At 35.1% G+C, this 19,493-nt stretch carries 19 protein-coding genes and 2 pseudogenes; 15 read left to right on the top strand and 6 right to left on the bottom strand.

What is annotated here, in order from left to right:
• Positions 1-153: 153 nt before the first annotated feature.
• Entirely contained in the window at positions 154-603 is a 450-nt protein-coding gene (locus tag A9C19_RS16405; protein ID WP_072580943.1) for an RrF2 family transcriptional regulator, read from the bottom strand.
• A 182-nt stretch (positions 604-785) separates the two neighbouring features.
• On the opposite strand from A9C19_RS16405, the gene hmpA reads away from it, so the two are divergent.
• From hmpA to A9C19_RS16360, 9 genes and pseudogenes are all read left to right on the top strand, one after another.
• Entirely contained in the window at positions 786-1,979 is a 1,194-nt protein-coding gene (gene hmpA / locus A9C19_RS16400; protein ID WP_072580942.1) for an NO-inducible flavohemoprotein, read from the top strand.
• Positions 1,980-2,091: 112 nt separating this feature from the next.
• Entirely contained in the window at positions 2,092-3,507 is a 1,416-nt protein-coding gene (locus A9C19_RS16395) for a SpoVR family protein (RefSeq protein ID WP_072580941.1), read from the top strand.
• A 134-nt stretch (positions 3,508-3,641) separates the two neighbouring features.
• A pseudogene (locus tag A9C19_RS16390) lies at positions 3,642-3,824 on the top strand (transposase); the annotation flags it as partial.
• A gap of 278 nt (positions 3,825-4,102) precedes the next feature.
• The gene (gene spoIIP / locus A9C19_RS16385; protein WP_158515105.1) at positions 4,103-5,092 is read left to right on the top strand and encodes a stage II sporulation protein P; all 990 of its coding nucleotides are present in this window, start codon (positions 4,103-4,105) and stop codon (positions 5,090-5,092) included.
• Positions 5,093-5,178: 86 nt separating this feature from the next.
• The gene (gene spoIIP / locus A9C19_RS16380; RefSeq protein WP_072580939.1) at positions 5,179-6,339 is read left to right on the top strand and encodes a stage II sporulation protein P; all 1,161 of its coding nucleotides are present in this window, start codon (positions 5,179-5,181) and stop codon (positions 6,337-6,339) included.
• A 262-nt stretch (positions 6,340-6,601) separates the two neighbouring features.
• Complete coding sequence (locus A9C19_RS16375) at positions 6,602-7,333, top strand: urease accessory protein UreH domain-containing protein (RefSeq protein ID WP_072580938.1); 732 nt, start codon at positions 6,602-6,604, stop codon at positions 7,331-7,333.
• Positions 7,334-7,423: 90 nt separating this feature from the next.
• Positions 7,424-7,630, top strand: coding sequence for a copper chaperone CopZ (gene copZ / locus A9C19_RS16370; protein ID WP_072580937.1), 207 nt, complete (start codon positions 7,424-7,426; stop codon positions 7,628-7,630).
• Positions 7,631-7,755: 125 nt separating this feature from the next.
• Positions 7,756-8,655, top strand: a complete 900-nt coding sequence (locus A9C19_RS16365) for a multicopper oxidase family protein (RefSeq protein ID WP_158515104.1) — start codon at positions 7,756-7,758, stop codon at positions 8,653-8,655.
• A gap of 168 nt (positions 8,656-8,823) precedes the next feature.
• Positions 8,824-9,411, top strand: a complete 588-nt coding sequence (locus A9C19_RS16360) for a YdhK family protein (protein ID WP_072580935.1) — start codon at positions 8,824-8,826, stop codon at positions 9,409-9,411.
• Between the two features lie 65 nt (positions 9,412-9,476).
• Here the strand turns inward: A9C19_RS16360 and A9C19_RS16355 are convergent, their stop codons facing one another.
• From A9C19_RS16355 to A9C19_RS16345, 3 genes are read right to left on the bottom strand one after another with little or no spacing between them, the layout of a single operon-like run.
• The gene (locus A9C19_RS16355; protein WP_072580934.1) at positions 9,477-10,415 is read right to left on the bottom strand and encodes a F510_1955 family glycosylhydrolase; all 939 of its coding nucleotides are present in this window, start codon (positions 10,413-10,415) and stop codon (positions 9,477-9,479) included.
• A 28-nt stretch (positions 10,416-10,443) separates the two neighbouring features.
• Entirely contained in the window at positions 10,444-11,130 is a 687-nt protein-coding gene (locus tag A9C19_RS16350; protein WP_083584412.1) for a response regulator transcription factor, read from the bottom strand.
• Complete coding sequence (locus tag A9C19_RS16345) at positions 11,102-12,505, bottom strand: sensor histidine kinase (RefSeq protein ID WP_072580932.1); 1,404 nt, start codon at positions 12,503-12,505, stop codon at positions 11,102-11,104. The genes A9C19_RS16350 and A9C19_RS16345 overlap by 29 nt, the downstream gene beginning before the upstream one ends.
• Before the next feature lie 157 nt (positions 12,506-12,662).
• Here A9C19_RS16345 and A9C19_RS16340 point away from each other — a divergent pair, with 157 nt between their 5' ends.
• Both A9C19_RS16340 and A9C19_RS21860 read left to right on the top strand, forming a co-directional pair.
• Positions 12,663-12,962, top strand: coding sequence for an AbrB/MazE/SpoVT family DNA-binding domain-containing protein (locus A9C19_RS16340; RefSeq protein WP_072580931.1), 300 nt, complete (start codon positions 12,663-12,665; stop codon positions 12,960-12,962).
• A gap of 57 nt (positions 12,963-13,019) precedes the next feature.
• A complete protein-coding gene (locus tag A9C19_RS21860; RefSeq protein WP_158515103.1) occupies positions 13,020-13,181 on the top strand; it encodes a hypothetical protein in 162 nt (53 codons plus the stop codon).
• A gap of 46 nt (positions 13,182-13,227) precedes the next feature.
• Here A9C19_RS21860 and A9C19_RS16335 read toward each other — a convergent pair whose 3' ends face one another.
• Together A9C19_RS16335 and A9C19_RS16330 are read right to left on the bottom strand one after the other, a co-directional pair.
• A complete protein-coding gene (locus tag A9C19_RS16335) occupies positions 13,228-13,677 on the bottom strand; it encodes a DUF305 domain-containing protein (protein WP_072580930.1) in 450 nt (149 codons plus the stop codon).
• A 153-nt stretch (positions 13,678-13,830) separates the two neighbouring features.
• A complete protein-coding gene (locus A9C19_RS16330; RefSeq protein ID WP_072580929.1) occupies positions 13,831-14,160 on the bottom strand; it encodes a four-helix bundle copper-binding protein in 330 nt (109 codons plus the stop codon).
• Positions 14,161-14,290: 130 nt separating this feature from the next.
• Between A9C19_RS16330 and A9C19_RS16325 the strand changes: the two are divergent.
• From A9C19_RS16325 to A9C19_RS16310, 4 genes and pseudogenes are all read left to right on the top strand, one after another.
• Positions 14,291-14,929 (top strand): annotated as a pseudogene (locus A9C19_RS16325) (SpoVR family protein); the annotation flags it as partial.
• A gap of 462 nt (positions 14,930-15,391) precedes the next feature.
• Entirely contained in the window at positions 15,392-15,712 is a 321-nt protein-coding gene (locus A9C19_RS16320) for an ArsR/SmtB family transcription factor (protein WP_072580928.1), read from the top strand.
• Positions 15,713-15,724: 12 nt separating this feature from the next.
• Positions 15,725-18,211, top strand: coding sequence for a heavy metal translocating P-type ATPase (locus A9C19_RS16315; RefSeq protein ID WP_072580927.1), 2,487 nt, complete (start codon positions 15,725-15,727; stop codon positions 18,209-18,211).
• Between the two features lie 614 nt (positions 18,212-18,825).
• Positions 18,826-19,278, top strand: a complete 453-nt coding sequence (locus A9C19_RS16310) for a protein-tyrosine phosphatase family protein (RefSeq protein ID WP_072580926.1) — start codon at positions 18,826-18,828, stop codon at positions 19,276-19,278.
• The last annotated feature ends 215 nt before the right edge of the window (positions 19,279-19,493 follow it).

Raw genomic sequence — 19,493 nt, 5'->3', positions numbered from 1 at the left:
TGGGTATATATTAAAAAGAAAACCGTGAAATGGAGTCGGTTTTCTTTTTTTCATTTTCATTTGCATGAACTTCATAAAATTGATAAATAGCCATAAGTTTACGACTATTGCTAAAATGTAGATGGTATCTAAATTTTGTAGGTCTGTGTTTCTTTATGAAAGTGTTTCATTTAATTGAAAATAAGATAATAGTGTATCTTTATTTTTAACTAAATCCTCTAGCGTATATTCATCTAAAACAGCAAAATAGGCTACTAACGCTTTATTTAGTACATGCTTTAAACCGCAGGCAGGAGAGATGATACAAGCATTTTGTTCCTGATCAAAGCATTCCACTAAATGGAAATCCTCTTCCGTTTTTCTTACAATAGCACCAATATTAATATCTGCTGGTGAAAGAGCAAGTCGAATTCCACCATTACGACCTCGTATGGTTTCAATCATATTCATTTTGCCTAATTCATATGTAACCTTCATAAGGTGATTTTTAGATATATGATAAACTTCCGCAATTTCTTTAATAGTAGATAATTGATCAGATGGCTTTGTAGCCAAATAGAGTAAGACTCTTAGTGAATAATCGGTGTATTGAGTTAACCGCATAAGAACTAACCTCACATTTATATTGCTCTTTTTCATCATCATATCATATATCGGTCTCATTGCTTACTGTTTGAGATAAAATGTGACAGTTTTATAAAGGAGTATTTAGAATATTGCTTTTATTATAGAGTCGGTTTTACAATAAAGATGTATTCAAAATACATCTTTAGGAGATGGTGAAATTGGTATCTGAAAAAACTAGCAAGATAGTAAAAGCAACAGCACCCATTCTCGCGGAGCGCGGTAGGGAAATCACCAGCTATTTTTATAAAACAATGTTTAATGATCATCCTGAGTTATTACATCTTTTCAATCATGCAAATCAGGAGAAGGGAAGACAACAAGCAGCACTTGCCAATACCATTTATGCTGCCGCAACTGCTATTGACCAGTTAGACGTGTTAGTGCCTGTAGTAAGACAGATCGCTCATAAACATCGGAGCTTACATGTGAAGAAAGAGCATTATCCTATTGTAGGGGAATACCTAGTAAGAGCCATTAAAGATGTATTAGGTGAAGAAGCAACAACTGAGATAGTAGATGCATGGAAAGAAGCGTACACAGAAATTGCTCAGGTGTTTATTCAAGTTGAAGAAGACTTGTATAAAGAAGCAAGAGAAAAAGCTTGGGAAGGCTTTAAAACATTTCGTATTACGAGGAAGAAAGAAGAGAGTTCGGTTATTACCTCTTTTTATTTAGAAGCGGAGGATGGTTTGCAAATACCATCTTTTTTACCAGGACAATACGTGACACTTCGATTACCCCTTAGTGGGGAGCCCTATTTATTCAACCGGCAATATAGTTTATCTGACGCTTATAACGAAAAGTACTTAAGAATTTCAGTAAAACGTGAAGGGGATGAAGATAGAAAAGGGAAAGTATCTCATTATTTGCATGATGTGTTACAAGAAGGGGATTTAATTGAAATAACAGCACCTGCTGGAGACTTTGTCTTAGATCAAAGCACAACACCTGTGTATCTGATAAGTGGAGGAGTTGGAATCACACCGATGATGAGCATGTTGAACGATTTGTCCACTCATCAATCAGACCGCCATGTTACCTTTATTCATGCCTCACGTAATCAAGAGTCTCACGCATTTAAACAGGAAGTAACTTCTCTTCTTCACCAGATAGAACATGGGAAACAAGTTGTTTTTTATGATGTACTTCCACCCATAACGAAAGATGACACGAGTCATGAAGGACCCTTAGATGTAGAGAAATTAAGTCGAATACTTTCTGAAAAACAAGGTGTTTTTTACATTTGTGGTCCAATTCCCTTTATGAAAAGTGTGATACATTCCTTGCATTCACTAGGAGTTAAAAAAGAAGCAATACGCTATGAATTCTTTGGGCCTTCTCTCCAAATATGAGCTAGATTTTTAGAGTGCTATTAGGAAAAGAACGTGGGAATAATACAAACCTTTTCATGTTTTCCCTCTTACTTACATACATTTAGGATAACGATAGCTTAGGGGGGAGAGCATGAGAGAATCTGAACAAAAGGCACTAGAATACGCAATCAGTGAAATTACAGAGATTGCAAAAGGATTTGGGCTTGATTTTTACCCAATGAGATATGAAATTTGCCCTGCAGACATTATTTATACATTTGGTGCTTACGGGATGCCAACGAGATTTTCCCATTGGAGCTTCGGAAAGCAATTTCATAAAATGAAGCTCCAATATGATTTAGGTTTAAGTAAAATTTATGAACTTGTTATAAATTCTGACCCATGCTATGCCTTTTTACTTGATACTAACTCACTCATTCAAAATAAATTGATCGTCGCCCATGTTTTAGCCCATTGCGATTTCTTTAAAAACAATGCTAGATTTGGAAATACAAAGAGAGAAATGGTAGAGAGTATGTCGGCAACGGCTGAGAGAATAAAAACATACGAGATCCAATATGGCAGACAAGAGGTCGAGACCTTCTTAGATGCAGTCCTTTCTATTCAAGAGCATATCGACCCATCACTCGTACGTCCAAAGCTAAATTGGTCGGTTGAGGATCTTGAATTTGAAGAAACCGAGGACAAACAAGTAAGTCCTTATGATGATCTCTGGAATCTTGATGAAAAAAAGGATCAGCACCCTGTTCAAAAAAAGAAAAAACGTAAATTTCCACCAGCACCTGAAAAAGACATCTTACTCTTTATCGAGGAATACAGTCGTGAGCTAGAAGATTGGCAGCGTGATATTCTAACAATGATGAGAGAAGAGATGCTCTACTTCTGGCCACAGCTTGAAACAAAAATCATGAACGAAGGCTGGGCTTCCTTCTGGCACCAAAGGATCCTACGTGAAATGGATCTTACCTCAGACGAGTCCATTGAATTTGCTAAGCTCAACGCGGGTGTTGTACAGCCATCAAAAACAAGTATTAACCCATATTATTTGGGATTGAAAATCTTTGAAGATATTGAAGAGCGCTATAACAACCCTACTGAAGCAATGAAACAACTTGGTGTGAAGTCAGGATCTGGACGAGAAAAGATGTTTGAAGTCAGAGAAATCGAATCAGACATCTCGTTTATTCGAAACTACTTAACAAAAGACCTTGTCATGCGTGAGGATATGTATCTCTTCCAAAAGCAAGGTCGAGATTACAAAGTCGTTGATAAAGAATGGGAAGCGGTTCGGGATCAGCTTGTAAGCATGAGAGTAAACGGAGGTTTCCCTTATATCACAGTAAATGACGGAGATTACTTAAGAAACAACGAACTCTATCTAAAACACTGGTTTGAGGATATCGAACTTGATTTAAAATATTTAGAAAAGGTTCTCCCATATGTCTATCAACTATGGGGAAGACCTGTTCATATGGAATCTGTATTAGAAGACAAAGCAGTGCTGTTCTCATATGATGGGAAGAGTATCTCGAGGAAGTATTTATAGTAGCTTACTTAAGAAGTCACTAATTTATTAGTGGCTTTTGTTTTTTATCTAAAAGAAAACCCTAGGCTAGACCTAGGGTTCTAAAAAGCTTCTAGCGTGGTATAAAAAAACTCCCCCGAGGTGCTAAAATATTTTTGGTTCGCCAACCAAAATATCAGCATACGGAGGAGTTTAAATGTCAAAAGACACATACAACCTGGAATTGTAAGTATCACATCGTCTTTGCACCTAAATATAGAAGACAAGTAATTTATGGGAAAATCAAAAAAGACATTGGAGAAATACTACGTACTCTATGCGAAAGAAAAGGTGTTGAAAATAGGTAGTAGGCCTTTGAGGTCTGGCCAGTAAAAGTAGTACAACTGGCGAACCATTCAGTAGCCCTTTAGGGTTTGGTCAGTAACAAAGGCTTTCAGCCGCAGAGCAAACCACCCGTTCTCACGGGGGGGTGACTTGTTTTATGGAAATATTCCTTTTAAATAATGAGACGTATGAATAGTGATTTTTATCAAGGGAATGTCAGTATGATTAATAATTCTAAAAATGAATCCGATATAAGTTATAGAAAAGAATGCTTTTACATGAGGATGTTAGGATGGATAAAATAAGCACTAAAACTCTAAAGGTTTTATTATTTACGGCAATTACTTTATTCTTAGGTTTATTAGTAGTTATTCTTCACCTATATGAAAAAGGTGATCACAAAATTAAAAAACTCCATGTTATTAGTAACAATAAAGGTAAAAACACTTATGTAGAGATAAACTCTAAAAGTAAACCTGATCCAGGTGATGATAGTGGATTTGAAGTATCAGAAGAGCTAGTACCAGAGGAAAAAGCACTGCAAAAAGACGCTAAACTGAATCAAGAAAAGATTAATTCAATTAATCAAAAGGATATTAAAAGACCAGAAATAAAGAATAAGAGCTTTCACAACACATTCGGTAGAAAGGTCGTATTTATATATTTTTCTCATACGAGGGAGTCATTTCTGCCTTACTTTAAAAAGGGAACAGCTTCTGAAAGTGCATATCACTCCCAGTTAAATATAGCACTTGTTGGGGAGAGATTAGGAGACTCTCTAAAGCATAATGGAATTTGGAATGAGGTTAGTCAAATTGATATAGTAAATATGTTACATGACCGAAACTTAACATTTGGTCAGTCATATCAAATGTCCAGAGAAGTTATTGTAGATGAAATGCGTGAAAATAGAGATTTAGAAATGGCTTTTGATATTCATCGTGATTCATTGCAAAGAGAACATTCAACAATTGAAATTGGTGGAGAATCACTAGCTAAAATTTCATTTGTTATTGGAAGTGGACATGAAAATTACAAGAAAAATTTAGATTTTACGAATGGTATTCATGAAGTTATTGAGAGGAAATATCCTGGTCTTTCTAGAGGAGTCATCATTAAAGATAAGTCTCAAGGTAATGGTGTCTATAATCAAGATTTACTACCAAATAGTGTTATTGTTGAAATAGGTGGAGTTGAAAATAATCTGGAGGAACTTTATCGTAGTGCCGATATTATAGGAAATGCCATAAGTCAATACTATTGGGATAAAGTTCATGACTAAAATGTTTCTGTAATATTTGTAATAATTTTTTAGCCATTCAACCCCTTTCACCTTCATATTATGGAGGAGAAAGGGGTTGTCCTATAATGAAAAGATCAGCAAATCAACCAAAATATTTCTCGTCTTTTATAGTAGCGTTGATCATTATGTATCTACTAATCGGGACTATTATCTTTATGAATTTAAAAATTGACTCAGTTGTTTTGCAAAAATCTATTAATAATTTGTACAGTAAAGACCTTTTTGCACATTTTCTCCGAGCTGAAAATCATTATTTTTACCCTAAGGAGACAGATGAATTGTTTACAATTTCAAATGCTTCTAAAATGGCAATTCAACTTGCAACCAGTGTTAAACCCTCAGATGCAAGAACATTCTTAGGTAATGAATTACCAGGGTTAAGACTATATGATACGGAAATCATTATTGCAGGGGAAGGAACAGATTTAACCACTTTACCATACGAGTCCTCTCCCCCAACAGAGGTTTTGCTAGAAGAAAGGAAAGTAGCTGAAGAGAAATTAAAGCAAATTGAAGGTAACTCATCTAAGGAATTTACCCAAGTTTCACCTCCCCAGAAGAAAACCGTCTATATATATCAAACACATAGTTGGGAATCATTTTTACCTCTACTGGAAGATGCACAAGTTCCAAATGACGCAATCAGTAATGATGAGAGGGCTAATGTAATAGGTTTAGGAAAACGAATGAGTCAAAACTTAATAAATAAAGGTATTGGTGTTGTGCATGACACGACCAATATGACCAAAACTTTGAATGAAAAAGGAATGAGGTCCACTAAAGCGTATGCTGTGTCTGGTAATCTTGTCGAAGATGCCGTGTCGAACAAAGGAAATGATTTGACCTATTTTATAGATATCCATCGTGATTCTGCCAGAAAACATCTAACCACGAAAAATATTAATGGTAAAGATTATGCAAGATTATACTTTGTGGTTGGAAAGGAACACAATAAATATTTAGAAAATCTTGATACTGCAAAAGAGCTGCATAAGAGACTAGAGGCAAAGTATCCAGGTATAAGTAGAGGTGTATTCCTCAAAACAAAAAGTGAAGGAAACGGTGTTTATAACCAAGATGTTTCAAATAAAGCAATGCTTGTTGAAATTGGTGGTGTCGATAATGATCTAAATGAATTATATCGATCGGTCGATGCATTTACAGAGGTTTTTTCAGAGTATTATTGGGAATCAAGTGAAGCGAAAGAGGTCAATGGTAATGGGTAAAATAATCTCGACATCATTAAAATGGTTATTATTCACTTTTGCTTCAAGTGTAATCTCTATAAACCTTACTGGAATTTCTATCATTTCGATATCCATTTTTTTAACGGGGTTTATCTTTTCTATTGTTTACTTCTACAAAGACCACATATTTAATTAATGATTTCACGTCAAAGAGTAATAGAAATATGTCTTTAAAACTCCTTCATAAAATCTGCACAATTATGTATTAAGCTATTGACAGAGTAAAGAAAGGAGGAGAGGTGTGTATATTTTCATCAGTAAAATAAGTTCTTGGTTAAGCCAACCATTTTTTAATATGGCAAATGTACTTGAAGGATTTCCTATTGTATTTGCCTTTGTATTGGGGATTGTAGGGGCACTCGCTCCATGTCAATTTGTTGCTAATGTAAGTGCAGTCACGCTTTATGGAAATCGTTCCCTGCAAAGAAAGATCGTATGGAAGGATATTTTAGGTTTTATTTTAGGTAAAATTGTTGCCTTTTCTCTTTTGGGGATATTAATTTGGATTTTAGGTCGGGAAATTGAACAGACTCTTACGATGTATTTTCCGTGGATACGTAAACTAATAGGACCTCTTTTAATTATTGTAGGATTGGTTATGGTAGGTGTCATTAAATTAAAAGGTACAATTAGTATAGTTAAACAAGTTCAAGGTAACCATCTAGAAAGACCATTTGCATCCTTTCTATTAGGATTTAGTTTCTCACTTGCCTTTTGTCCTACAATGTTTGTATTATATTTTGTATCCCTTATACCTGTTGTGCTGTCGAGTTCATATGGCTTTATTTTGCCGACTTTGTTTGCGATCGGCACTGTCTTACCACTAATTATTACAATTTTCTTTATATGGTACTTAGGGGGAAGTGGAGCTTTATTAAAGAAAGGAAGAAAATTTGGTTCCTTTATTCAAAAGGTAGCAGGGGTCTTTATGTTTCTTGTAGGGATACTTGATACCATTACATACTGGTATTAACAACCAGAATCACTTAAGTAATGTCTTGGTTTAATGATTACTTTTTAGAAGAAAATAAAAAGAGTTTATAAAATGAGGAGAGAAATAAAGATGGAAAAGATAACATTAAAAGTTCAAGGAATGTCATGTGGACATTGTGTAAGTGCAATTGAGGGAAGTGTTGGTAAGTTAGCAGGGGTAAAATCAGTAAAGGTAAACTTGAATTCAGGAGAGGTAGAAGTAGAGTTTAATTCTGCGGAAGTAAATTTAAGTGATATTAAGGAAAAGATCGATGATCAAGGGTATGATGTTGAATAAGAACCAAAAATAACGAGTTGATAGCTCGTTATTTTTAATTGAAGTTCTATTCATTTTCATATTCTGGTATAACCAATCATAATATTTAGTTCATAGCAAAACTTTATATTATGGGGGATGTAGACATGAACTGGGAAAGTAGATTGGTTATGCCGAACGGATTAAAAGCAAAGTATCAAACGGGCGGCAATACACGTTACTATAAACTTGTTGCAAAACCTTCACGTCATAGTATTGTTGATAGGGTTGAAATTGAGGGTCTTGGATACAATGGTTCTATTCCTGGTCCTTTACTGGTGTTTAGACAAGGAGAGACTGTTCAAATTGAATTAGAAAACCAATTAGATAAACCCACTTCACTTCATGTACATGGGTTGTCTAAACCTGTATCTCAAGACGGTATACCCGAAATTGAACCTACCCCCTTAATCAAACCAGGAGAGTCTTATGTTTATCAATTTCCTGCATGGCAAGTAGGAACGTTCTTTTATCATGCTGGAGATCCTGCACAAATTCCTCAGGGATTAATGGGACCTTTTATCATTTTACCTAATGATAATCAATTAACAAGAGAACAAATTCCATATCGTGACTACGTTTTAGTTCTCCAACAGTGGGATATACCGCAAGGAGAAATAGGGAAAGTAACACCTGGGACTTTCAAACCTAAAAAATTTGATCAAAACCCAAACTTTTTCACAATAAATGGAAAATCATTTCCTGATACTGAAGGACTTCGCACGAAGTATGGGGAAAAAATTAGAATTCGTTTTATAAATAAGTCCAGTGCCTCACATTCCATGCATGTTCATGGTCATGATTTTCAAGTAGTAAGTGTCAATGGGTTTCCACGTTATAACATATACGATGACACAATTAATGTTGCTTCAGGTCAACGGATTGACATTGAATTATTATCAATAAATCCAGGACCTTTCCCAATAAACGGAACAAAAACATTTCACCAAACGAATAATGGAAAAACACCAGGTGGTATGGTAACAAAATTAATTTATGATAAATAAGGATAAACTAAGCAGTATGTAGACCAATTCTTTCTACTTACTGCTTTTTAATTTTTAAGTTCAAAATATTTACATATATGACACTAATTTTGCACACTTTCTGCAAAGTCTTTTGGTATTTTTACAGTATTAACATATAATTCATAAACAAAGAAGGAGTAGGTTGATATGAAACATAAATTCATAATAGGTATTATGACAAGTCTATTAGCAATTTCTTTAGCTGCATGTAGTAATAATGGAGAAGAGACACCAAATGAAAACACAGACTCGAACACAAATACAAATACCGAAGAAAGTATGAAAATGGATCATTCTGAGATGAATCATTCAGGTTCTGGTGAAATTCCAGAAGGATTAAAAGAAGAAGAAAATCCAACTTATAAAGTTGGGAGTCAAGCTATTCTTGAAACAGATCACATGGAAGGTATGAAGGGTGCAGAAGCTACAATTGTTGGAGCATATCATACAAATGTTTATGTGGTTTCTTATACTCCAACAACTGGAGGAGAAATGGTTGAAGATCATAAATGGGTCATCCATGAAGAAATTGAAAATGCAGGAGATCAACCATTTGAACCAGGAACGGAGGTTGTGTTAAACACAGATCATATGGAAGGTATGAAAGGAGCAACAGCTGTTGTTGACTCAGTTGAAGAAATGACAGTATATATGGTTGACTACACTCCAACAACTGGCGGTGAGGAAGTGAAAAACCATAAGTGGATGACGGAAAGTGAATTGTCACCAAAATAGGAATGTGTGTACTTAAAATAAAGAAAAGAACTTGGATCAATCCAAGTTCTTATTTGAGTATATAACTATGATTGTATCTTGCCCTTACTTACTAAAGTAGTCCATGATTGACCATTATCTTTTGTTTGATAGATATCATTTTCGTAAGTAACCACAGTCATCACTTCTTCTTTTTCTGCATGAGATGAAATGTACATCACAGGATTTTGTCTATTCACTTCATTTGGGAGAGGGATTGTTTCTTCTTTTTCATTACTTAGTTCTTGTCTATAAAGCGATACCTTATCTCCTTTTAAAGTAAAATAAAGTAAGGATTTTTCTCTAAATTCAACACTTGTTACTGGCTGAGGTTGTGACGCTAGAGAGAATGAATCACCATGATCATTTGAAATATATAAACCTTGATCTGTGGCTATACCTACTATATTTGCTTTGGTAGGGTGAGTGGCTATGTTACCAATATTATTAAATGAAAGCCCCTGCGTCTTACCTTGTGTCCAGTTTTCACCTTCATCTTTGGAATAATAAAAACCACTATTTAAACTTGAATTCGCTGATTCATTAATCACATAGATCATATGACTTTTATAACCTGCCGCTAAATAATGAAAGTCCGTTTCCCCATAAAAAGCTAGTTTGTCCATTGTTTTTCCTGCGTCCGAACTTTTTATTATCCCAAGAGGATTCTTTAAATCAGATCCATGTTCAGGGTGTCCACTTGAATAGAATCCTTCATCAGTTGCTTGGAAACCCATGTAGTCATGTTTATTTTCGGTTATTTTAAACCACTTTTCATTTGAGAATCTTAATAATCCATCATGTGAAGCCAGATACAATTCATTTTTATTTCCTGCATAGCCAATACCGTGTATATGTTCAATTTTTTCGCCTTTTACTTCATTGTATAATTCTGAATCTTTATTCGTTGTCTGTTCATTTTCTCCCTGCGAGCAAGCAGTTAATAATATACTTATTAGAAAAAATGAAGATATCTTTTTTATCATTATTACAACAATACCTCCTACTTTTTGATTAGTTACTAGAGATCCATTTATAGCCAACTCCCCAAACAGTTTTTAAATATTGTCCTACTGGAAAGTTAGCTTGTCGTAGCTTTTCTCTCATGTTCCGTATATGCGAATCAATAGTTCGATCCTCTGTTTCAGCTTTTAGCCCCCATATGGTTGAGAGTAAATGTTCTCGTGAAAATACTTTATTTTGGTTTTCTAAAAATAAGCTAAGTAATGCATATTCCTTTGGTGTAAGTACGATTTCTTTCTTCTGAAATGTAACCTGATACGTAGATTGATTTATTAACAAACCTTCAAATCTGATGATATTTTCAGAATGAGAAGTCCTGCTGGTTCTCCTCATAATCGCTTCTATACGTGATAACAATTCTTCTTCATTAAATGGTTTGACCAAATAATCATCAGCACCTTTTTTTAATCCTTTAACGATATCTTCCTTTTCATTTCTTGCCGTTAACATGATGATTGGTACATCAGATATTTCTCTTATTTTTTCACAGGTTGTCCATCCGTCCATTTCAGGCATCATGATATCAAGAATAACAATATCGACTTTTTTGTATTGCAAAAATTCTATGCCTTCAGGACCAGAGTTCTTCTTAAAACACGTATATCCATAAGGTTCTATATATAAGGATAATAAATCGAGCATTCTTTGCTCATCGTCTATTAACAAAACTGTTGTCATCATAAAGTCCTTTCAGTGTAATCCTAAAGCATGTACCTTTATTTAATTGACTTTCTACCGTAATGTTTCCACCGTGAGCATCTACTATTTCTTTAACTATGGATAATCCTAATCCGTAACCCCCTGTTAGCCTGGAACGAGATTTATCCACTCTATATAAACGTTCAAAGATATATGGTAAATCTTCAGCAGGAATCCCTATGCCTTGATCTTTGACAAATATCTTTACCAAATTCCCTTCGTTTGTTATTACAATTGTAGTCAAAGTGTGGGTATCAGAGTATTTTAAAGCATTATCCAATAAATTTAATAAGACCTGTTCAAACCTAATAGGATCAATATCTACAACAGTATTGATTTTACAAACCAATTCAAGTGTAACTCCTTTACTATCGAAAGCTGGCTTTATTTTTTGAAAAATGGAGTACATGAATGAGCCAATTTTCACTTTTTCCTTAGAGATAGTAAAAGTATTTTGATCCATTTTAGCTAAATCAAATAATTCTTTTAGAAGGTCACCAACATGGTTAGCTTCTTCATAAATAATATTTAAATAACTAAGACGGTCTTTTTCGGATAAGTTTTCTCTTCTAGCAATATCTGTATAACCTTTAATGTAGGTAAGAGGAGTACGTAGTTCATGAGAAATACTCGCTAAGAACCCGGTTCTCTCTTTTTTTAAATAGTTTAAGTCGTTTGCAAGTTTTTGAATAGAAGTTGATAACTCACCAATTTCATCATTTGTAGTCTTTGGTAAAGAAACTGAAAAATCACCTTTGCTTATTTTTCTGGTCGCTTCCTTCATTGATAATAATGGTTTTGTAAGAGCTTTTGATAAAAAGAATATGGTAATCAACATGAAAAATAAAATGAGCACTGAAGCTAAGATAAAATGTTCATTTAATCGTGAAATAAACCTTTGTATTTGGTCCGTACTTTTGAACATGTAAACATAACCAATATCTCCTTTCGGACCCTTAAATGAGGAGACGGTAGAAATATATTGTTCATTTTGCCAATCTGCTTGTAGGATTAGACCTTCATTCGGAGCATCTAGGTCAACGCTATTTCTTGTTAAGATTTTGTCCATCACATCATCTATGGGTTTAGATGAAATCATTATTTTCCCAACCTCATCGGTTATGACAACTTCTGTATCTGTTCCTGTCTCCATAATTTGAATATGATGTAACGTCAATTCATCGTATGATATATCTAAAACATCACTATGACTATTTCCACGTGATTTTAATGAGTCCAACTCTTCATTAACAAGAGAATGTACAACATTACGATGTAAGAAGAACATGGAAGATGCTTCAATGATAAAAATACAGATAAAAAACCAAAGACCAAGTTTGATTGAAATTTTCATAAACTACACCTTTTTATCTTTATAAGATTATTGTAATGGGAAATTGTTGAGAAAATTTGCAGATTTGTTGCTTTTTTATTGAATTACTTAAAAATGCAAATTTTCTCCATAATTTTTTATTATCATGAAAAAAACCTTTGTTTTAGAGGTGGTTTCAATGCAATTAAAACTAACTAAATCGGGACAAGTCTATCTCCCAAATTGTATCAGAAAAGACATAAATCTCGAACCAGGTGATAATATCTATATTTTTGTGGATAATAAAGCAATTATATTGGCTAAAGAAGCATGCGAAAAAGAAAATCAATGCATACTAAGTAATAGGGGGACACTTCATATTCCAGTTGAAATAAGGAGAATTTGCAAAATAACATCTGAAATGAAGTTTAAAGCAATTCTAAACATAGAAGATAGGAGAATTGTTTTAAGTAAAGGCTATAGCGAGACTAAAGGATAAAATAATCATAATTGTGGAAAATACTCCTGTGAAAATAAGATTCAAGGAGTGTTTTTAATGAATAAAGCAGATCTTCAAGAATGTATTTCAGAATGCGAAAGTGCATTAACTCATTTAAATAATGCGATTGGTAAAGCACATGAGCAATCAAAGCAAAGAATGCAGCATGCTGTTAAAGACTTAGAGGAATGTATTGCCGAGTGCCGAAACCTTCTTTAAACAGATAAAAAACCTCCAAATGGAGGTTTTTTAGTAAGATAGTAAATTATTCTTCTTCTAGATCCTCAATTAATTTCTTCATTTCATCAATTTCTTTACGTTGAGCTTTTATAATTTCATCTGCTAGGTCACGAACTCTCGGATCAGATATTTCTGCACGTTCACTAGTTAATATCGCAATAGAATGATGTGGAATCATGGCTTCCATATAGTCGGTATCATCCACCAATGTTTGACTTCGTAATAGGAAAAGTGAAAGCGAAAAAACAAGAACACTAACAACTGCAATTCCAATATTTACTTTTCTGTTTTTTAGCATACGATACATAAACCCTAACATAATAATAGTCATTGTAGAACCCATCAACAGAGCCATATAAAGCCTTGATTCACTAAAAAAGACATGATCAAGACTGTACGTGCTTAAATATTTAAATAGAAACATAACTATAGTTGAAGTGATGATCATCCCAGCAAATTTAAGGTATTGTTTCATGATAGCTACTCCTTTCAAGACTATTTAGATAGTGTTTTACCTGATTATTAGGTAAGTATTCTTAGTTTTTTGGTTGAAACTTAGTTAAAGAGCAAAGCTAATTATGCTTTGCTCCAAGTCCTTAATTCTTTATTATTCAGTTCCTGTTAAGTTTTATGAAGCCATTTTGCGACATGCATCTGCACATCTAAAGCAAGACTCAGCACATTTTTTACAATGATCCTGCTCATGTTTTTCACACTCTTTTCCACATGCTTCACATATTTCAGCACACAATTTACAAATTTGTTCAGCAAAAGGACTATTTGATTGCATCGCTTTTGCTGCAAAACTACAAATATCCGCACATTCTCTGTCAAGGCGAATACAGTATGACATCATTGCTACATCTTCTTCTTTAAGGCATGCACTATAACAAACATTACAAGCCTCCATGCATTCTAAGCATGCTTGGATACATTCTTTATATTGTTGGTTTAACATTTGGAATACCTCCTTATTTTTTTACATTATACATAGTACCCGTCCAATGCAGATTATAACGTAGTTTTCACAAACTCCTTAGAATCTGCACATTTTATGAAAGAACACTGACATAACAAAAACACTATTACAATACGAAGGCTGGGCTTCCTTCTGGCACCAACGGATCCTACGTGAAATGGATCTTACCTCAGACGAGTCCATTGAATTTGCTAAGCTCAACGCGGGTGTTGTACAGCCATCAAAAACAAGTATTAACCCATATTATTTGGGATTGAAAATCTTTGAAGATATTGAAGAGCGCTATAACAACCCTACTGAAGCAATGAAACAACTTGGTGTGAAATCAGGATCTGGACGAGAAAAGATGTTTGAAGTCAGAGAAATCGAATCAGACATCTCATTTATTCGAAACTACTTAACAAAAGACCTTGTCATGCGTGAGGATATGTATCTCTTCCAAAAGCAAGGTCGAGATTACAAAGTCGTTGATAAAGAATGGGAAGCGGTTCGAGATCAGCTTGTAAGCATGAGAGTAAACGGAGGTTTCCCTTATATCACAGTAAATGACGGAGATTACTTAAGAAATAACGAACTCTATCTAAAACACTGGTTTGAGGATATCGAGCTTGATTTAAAATATTTAGAAAAGGTTCTCCCATATGTCTATCAACTATGGGGAAGACCTGTTCATATGGAATCTGTATTAGAAGACAAAGCAGTGCTGTTCTCATATGATGGGAAGAGTATCTCGAGGAAGTATTTATAGTAGCTTACTTAAGAAGTCACTAATTTATTAGTGGCTTTTATTTTTTTGTTAAGGCTGTTTTCGCGCATACACACTCGTTAGCCGCAAGGCCTCACTCCACTCTCTTATAAATACATATCTTCATATCTCAACTTGGATCCTTTTTACCAAAGGCTTGCACCTCTAAATATTTGCACTTACAAATGGTGCAATGCCCAAATTAGGATCACAGATACTAAATTCCAAAAAAAAGGATATATTTCCGACCTAAATAGTTGGCTGACCTCGGCTGAAGGTGTACTTTTTTTAGGTTATCTCCCTTCAACATTCCTTTTTACAACAAGTTAGAACCATCCCTCCTACTAAATCAACTCTTAAGAACCTTAAAATAGGTATCTTCTCAACTTTTTCTTTGACACACATATTAGAAAAGGCTAATATGATATCATATTAGTAAAAACGAATATGATATGGGGGAGACATATGTCTACTATTGATTTAGATCTTAAAGTGAAGTTTTTACACGGCTTTTCACATAGAGTTAGAATTCAAATTCTTGACTGTATTAAACATGAAGAGAAAGCTGTTTCTCAGATAGTGAAGGAGATTGAAGGGAATCAATCAAATATTTCTCAGCATTTAGCGTGTCTTAAGGGCTGTGGACTTATCGTTGGAAGACAAGAGGGGAAATATGTTTACTACAGTTTGAGTAATCAAAAGGTTAGGGATTTATTAACGATGTTTGAAGATGTGTTAGTTGATATTCAAACGGATGTTTCGTGTTGTGAGAATCATATAAGCTAGGAGGAGCTTGCCATGTCAGACACATGTTGTTCAACTGAAAATTTACAAACAGGACCTAAAAAAGACACATGCTGCAGCAGTAAAGAAGAGACAAAAGCAGCCCCAGCATCAGCCTGCTGTAGTAGTAATCAAGAGAATCGAATACCAGTGAAGGTAGAAAAGAAATCCACATGCTGTAGCAATGAGCCTACGGGCACAACTGAGAAGTTTAGCTACCGAATTAGCGGAATGGATTGCCCTTCATGTGCCCTTACTATTGAAAAAGGACTAAGTGGCATGTATGAAGTAGAGGCTGTGAAGGTGCATTACAACAGTGCGAAGCTAGATGTGACCATGAAAGATTCTTCTGCAATCGATAGAATGGAAAAGGAAGTGGGGAAGCTTGGTTTCTCGATTGAGCCCCTTCCTAAAAATAAAAAAGCGAAAACGTATGTAATTGAGGGAATGGATTGTGGTAGCTGCGCAAAAAGTATTGAAAATCATTTAAATACTATTTCTAAAGTTCAAAACGTAAGTGTGAATTTCTCGACAGGAAAAATGAAGATTGAGCATGAAAACAGTGTGGAAGAGATTATTTCAGAGGTATCAAAAATTGGATTTAAAGCTTCTTTAGAAGAAAAAAACAAGGAAAATACAGTGACTGCAAAAAAAGAAAATAGCTATATTATCACTTCAGGTGTACTTATTTTACTTGGATTCGTTGGTTCATATGGAGATGTGACTCCCTTACTAACAACGATTATGTATGCAGCTGCTATGGTGATGAGTGGATTTAAGCCAGTGAAAAGTGCGTTTTATGCATTGAAAAGTCGATCTTTAGACATGAATGTCCTCATGTCTGCTGCTGCCATTGGTGCTGCTCTGATTGGAGAATGGCTTGAGGGGGCTACTGTTGTTTGGTTATTTTCTTTAGGGACTTATCTTCAAAATAGATCCATTGAAAAAACAAGAAATTCCATTCGTTCATTGATGGATTTAGCTCCTTCAGAAGCATGGGTGAAACAGGGTACGCAAGTAGTAAAAAAACCAGTTGAAGAAATAGGGATTAATGACATATTAGTTGTTAAACCTGGTGAGAAAATTCCCCTTGATGGAGAGGTTTTACAAGGAGAGTCTAGTGTAAACCAAGCACCGATTACAGGTGAATCAATACCAGTTGATAAATTAATTGGGGATTTAGTATATGCGGGTACTATAAATGAAAGTGGTTCTTTAGAGATAAAGGTCACAAAGCTAGTGGAAGATACAACAATAGCCAAAATCATCCACTTAGTAGAAGAAGCTCAAGAACAAAAAGCACCTACACAGGCCTTTGTCGATCGATTTGCGGAAATTTATACACCGATTGTATTTATACTTGCATTAGCCGTTATGATTTTACCGCCACTTGTTGGGTTTGGAACACTTGATGAATGGTTATATAAGGGACTTGAATTACTAGTGATCGCTTGTCCATGTGCGTTAGTTATTTCTACTCCAGTTGCGATTGTATCAGCTATAGGTAATGCGGCTAAGAACGGTATTCTCATTAAAGGTGGAACCTTCTTAGAAAAAGCAGGAAGTCTTGATGCTATTGCTTTTGATAAAACAGGGACTTTAACAGAAGGAAAGCCAAAGGTGACATCGGTTAAAACGTATAAGATACCTGAACGAGAGCTGTTGTCGATTGCCTTAACATTAGAAGAATACTCATCACATCCAATCGCCAAAACAATTGTAGAGTATGCAACAAATCTAAAGATATCTTCCAAGCAAGGAGAAATGTTTAAAAGCATTGTAGGAAAAGGTGTTCAGGCTACGATAAATAAAGAGGTATTTTATGCAGGGAATAAAAGACTCTTTGAAGAATTAAATATTTCACTAAAAAGGTACGAATACGAGCTACAGAATTTACAAAGCGACGGGAAAACAGTAGTAATTATAGGAACTTCCAAAGAAATCCTCGGTGTAATTGCAGTAGCGGACACCATACGACCAACTACAGTAAAAGCATTAAAAGGGTTAAAACAAGTGGGAGTTAATCAGATTGTCATGCTAACAGGGGATAATAACGGAACGGCTGAACGGATTGCAACTGAAGCGAATGTAAGTCGTTATTTTGCAGAATTATTACCAGAGGATAAGGTAGAGGCTATAAAGCAATTGCAAAAAGAAGGATATACAGTTGCGATGGTTGGAGATGGGATTAATGATGCTCCAGCACTAGCTACTTCAGATCTTGGCATTGCAATGGGTGGTGCTGGAACGGATACGGCAATGGAAACAGCAGATATCGTTTTAATGGCTGATAACCTTGAAAAGCTTCCGCATACGGTAAAGCTAAGCAGAAAAGCACTGACAATTATTAAACAAAATATTTGGTTCTCATTAATAATAAAATTGATTGCCTTAGTCCTCATTTTTCCTGGCTGGCTCACTTTATGGATGGCTGTATTGAGTGATACTGGTGCAGCATTGCTTGTCATCTTAAACGCGCTACGCTTACTAAGAGTGAAATAAAGAGAGTAGAGCACTCTATCACGTGAAGGTTTTCTCTTCTCATGATATGAGGCTCTTTTTTTTCTATGCATGAAAAGAAGAAATCTTTTTCCTTGTGCATATAAGTGAATCGTTATATAGTAATAGGCAATTGGAAATATGAAGGGCAAGCTTTATGAAGAAAAAAAACTTCACTAGTCAAAATGCACGATTCAAATGATGAAGTGTGAGGTTAGTGAAAGATAAATATACGTATTGGTCAGTCCGTTCACTAGGCAGGCTTGTACCCCATTCTTGGGCTAATGCGATCAGCGATTAATCGAGCTTCTTGAAGAAAACAACCGTTTGTTCCTGTCAACCGGCGAGGGATTATGGGGTATGGGGAGAAGCTCCTGATAAGGTGTGGGCAAAGCCAAAGGTCTTAAGGTTTTCTCGTTTTGGTGGAGTACTGCTAATCGAGTAATTCGATTGACCACACTCTAGCAAGGCGAGTCTGACGATAGTCGGAAGGCTTTTAGTGGTTTGGGGGTTCCCCGACACAAGAGAACTTTACGAAGTAAAGTGTAGTGTGTGCATTGAGATGGTAGTAAAAACAAGAAAGATGGACGTCCATTTAGGAGAAAGGAGTGGGAGTTATGCAAAATCAGGAGAAACATGAATCTGAAAAAAACTACCATGAACTAATTAAAGATCGTATCTTTATTGGGGGAGCAAATGATATTCATGATGTGATGAATAAAGAGAACATTGATATTGCATTTGATTTACGTGCTGAAGCCAAACAGGAAAAAACAGCACTTTACGATTATAAACATTGTCCAATTGTAGATGATGCGGACTATCAAGATGAATCAGTGAAACACTCAATTGACCAGGTTGTTGATGCATACAATCAAGGCAAAAACGTATATTTTCATTGCCAAGGTGGTAGCAATCGAACGGGTACGGTTGCAATTGGGACGTTACTTGCGTTAAGGGAAGCGGAATCACTTGAAGAAGCAGAAGAGATCGCTAAAGCAGCACGACCTAAAATAAATGTGAAACCTAATATGAAGGATACGTTAAAACGTATTTTTAAACAGGCATAAATAAAGGGAAAGAGGGGCGTCTATTCGCACCTCTTCTTTTTTTGTCTTTAATAGGCCAGCTCTTTGCGCTTTTCGTTAGGTTATTAACTAAAAAAATAAAAGACAATAGGGGAGACGAGAACAAGTAAACTCGTTAAGAGGGTAGCGATACCACCAACTCGATTTGATTCTTGAAATAATCTTTTGGAGATCCAGAAGGTATAAACCGCAATACA

The organism is Bacillus weihaiensis, assembly GCF_001889165.1.
Taxonomy (GTDB): domain Bacteria; phylum Bacillota; class Bacilli; order Bacillales; family Bacillaceae; genus Metabacillus; species Metabacillus weihaiensis.
Note: the sequence above shows the minus strand (reverse complement) of the source record. Positions and strands in the feature narration are given on the sequence as shown.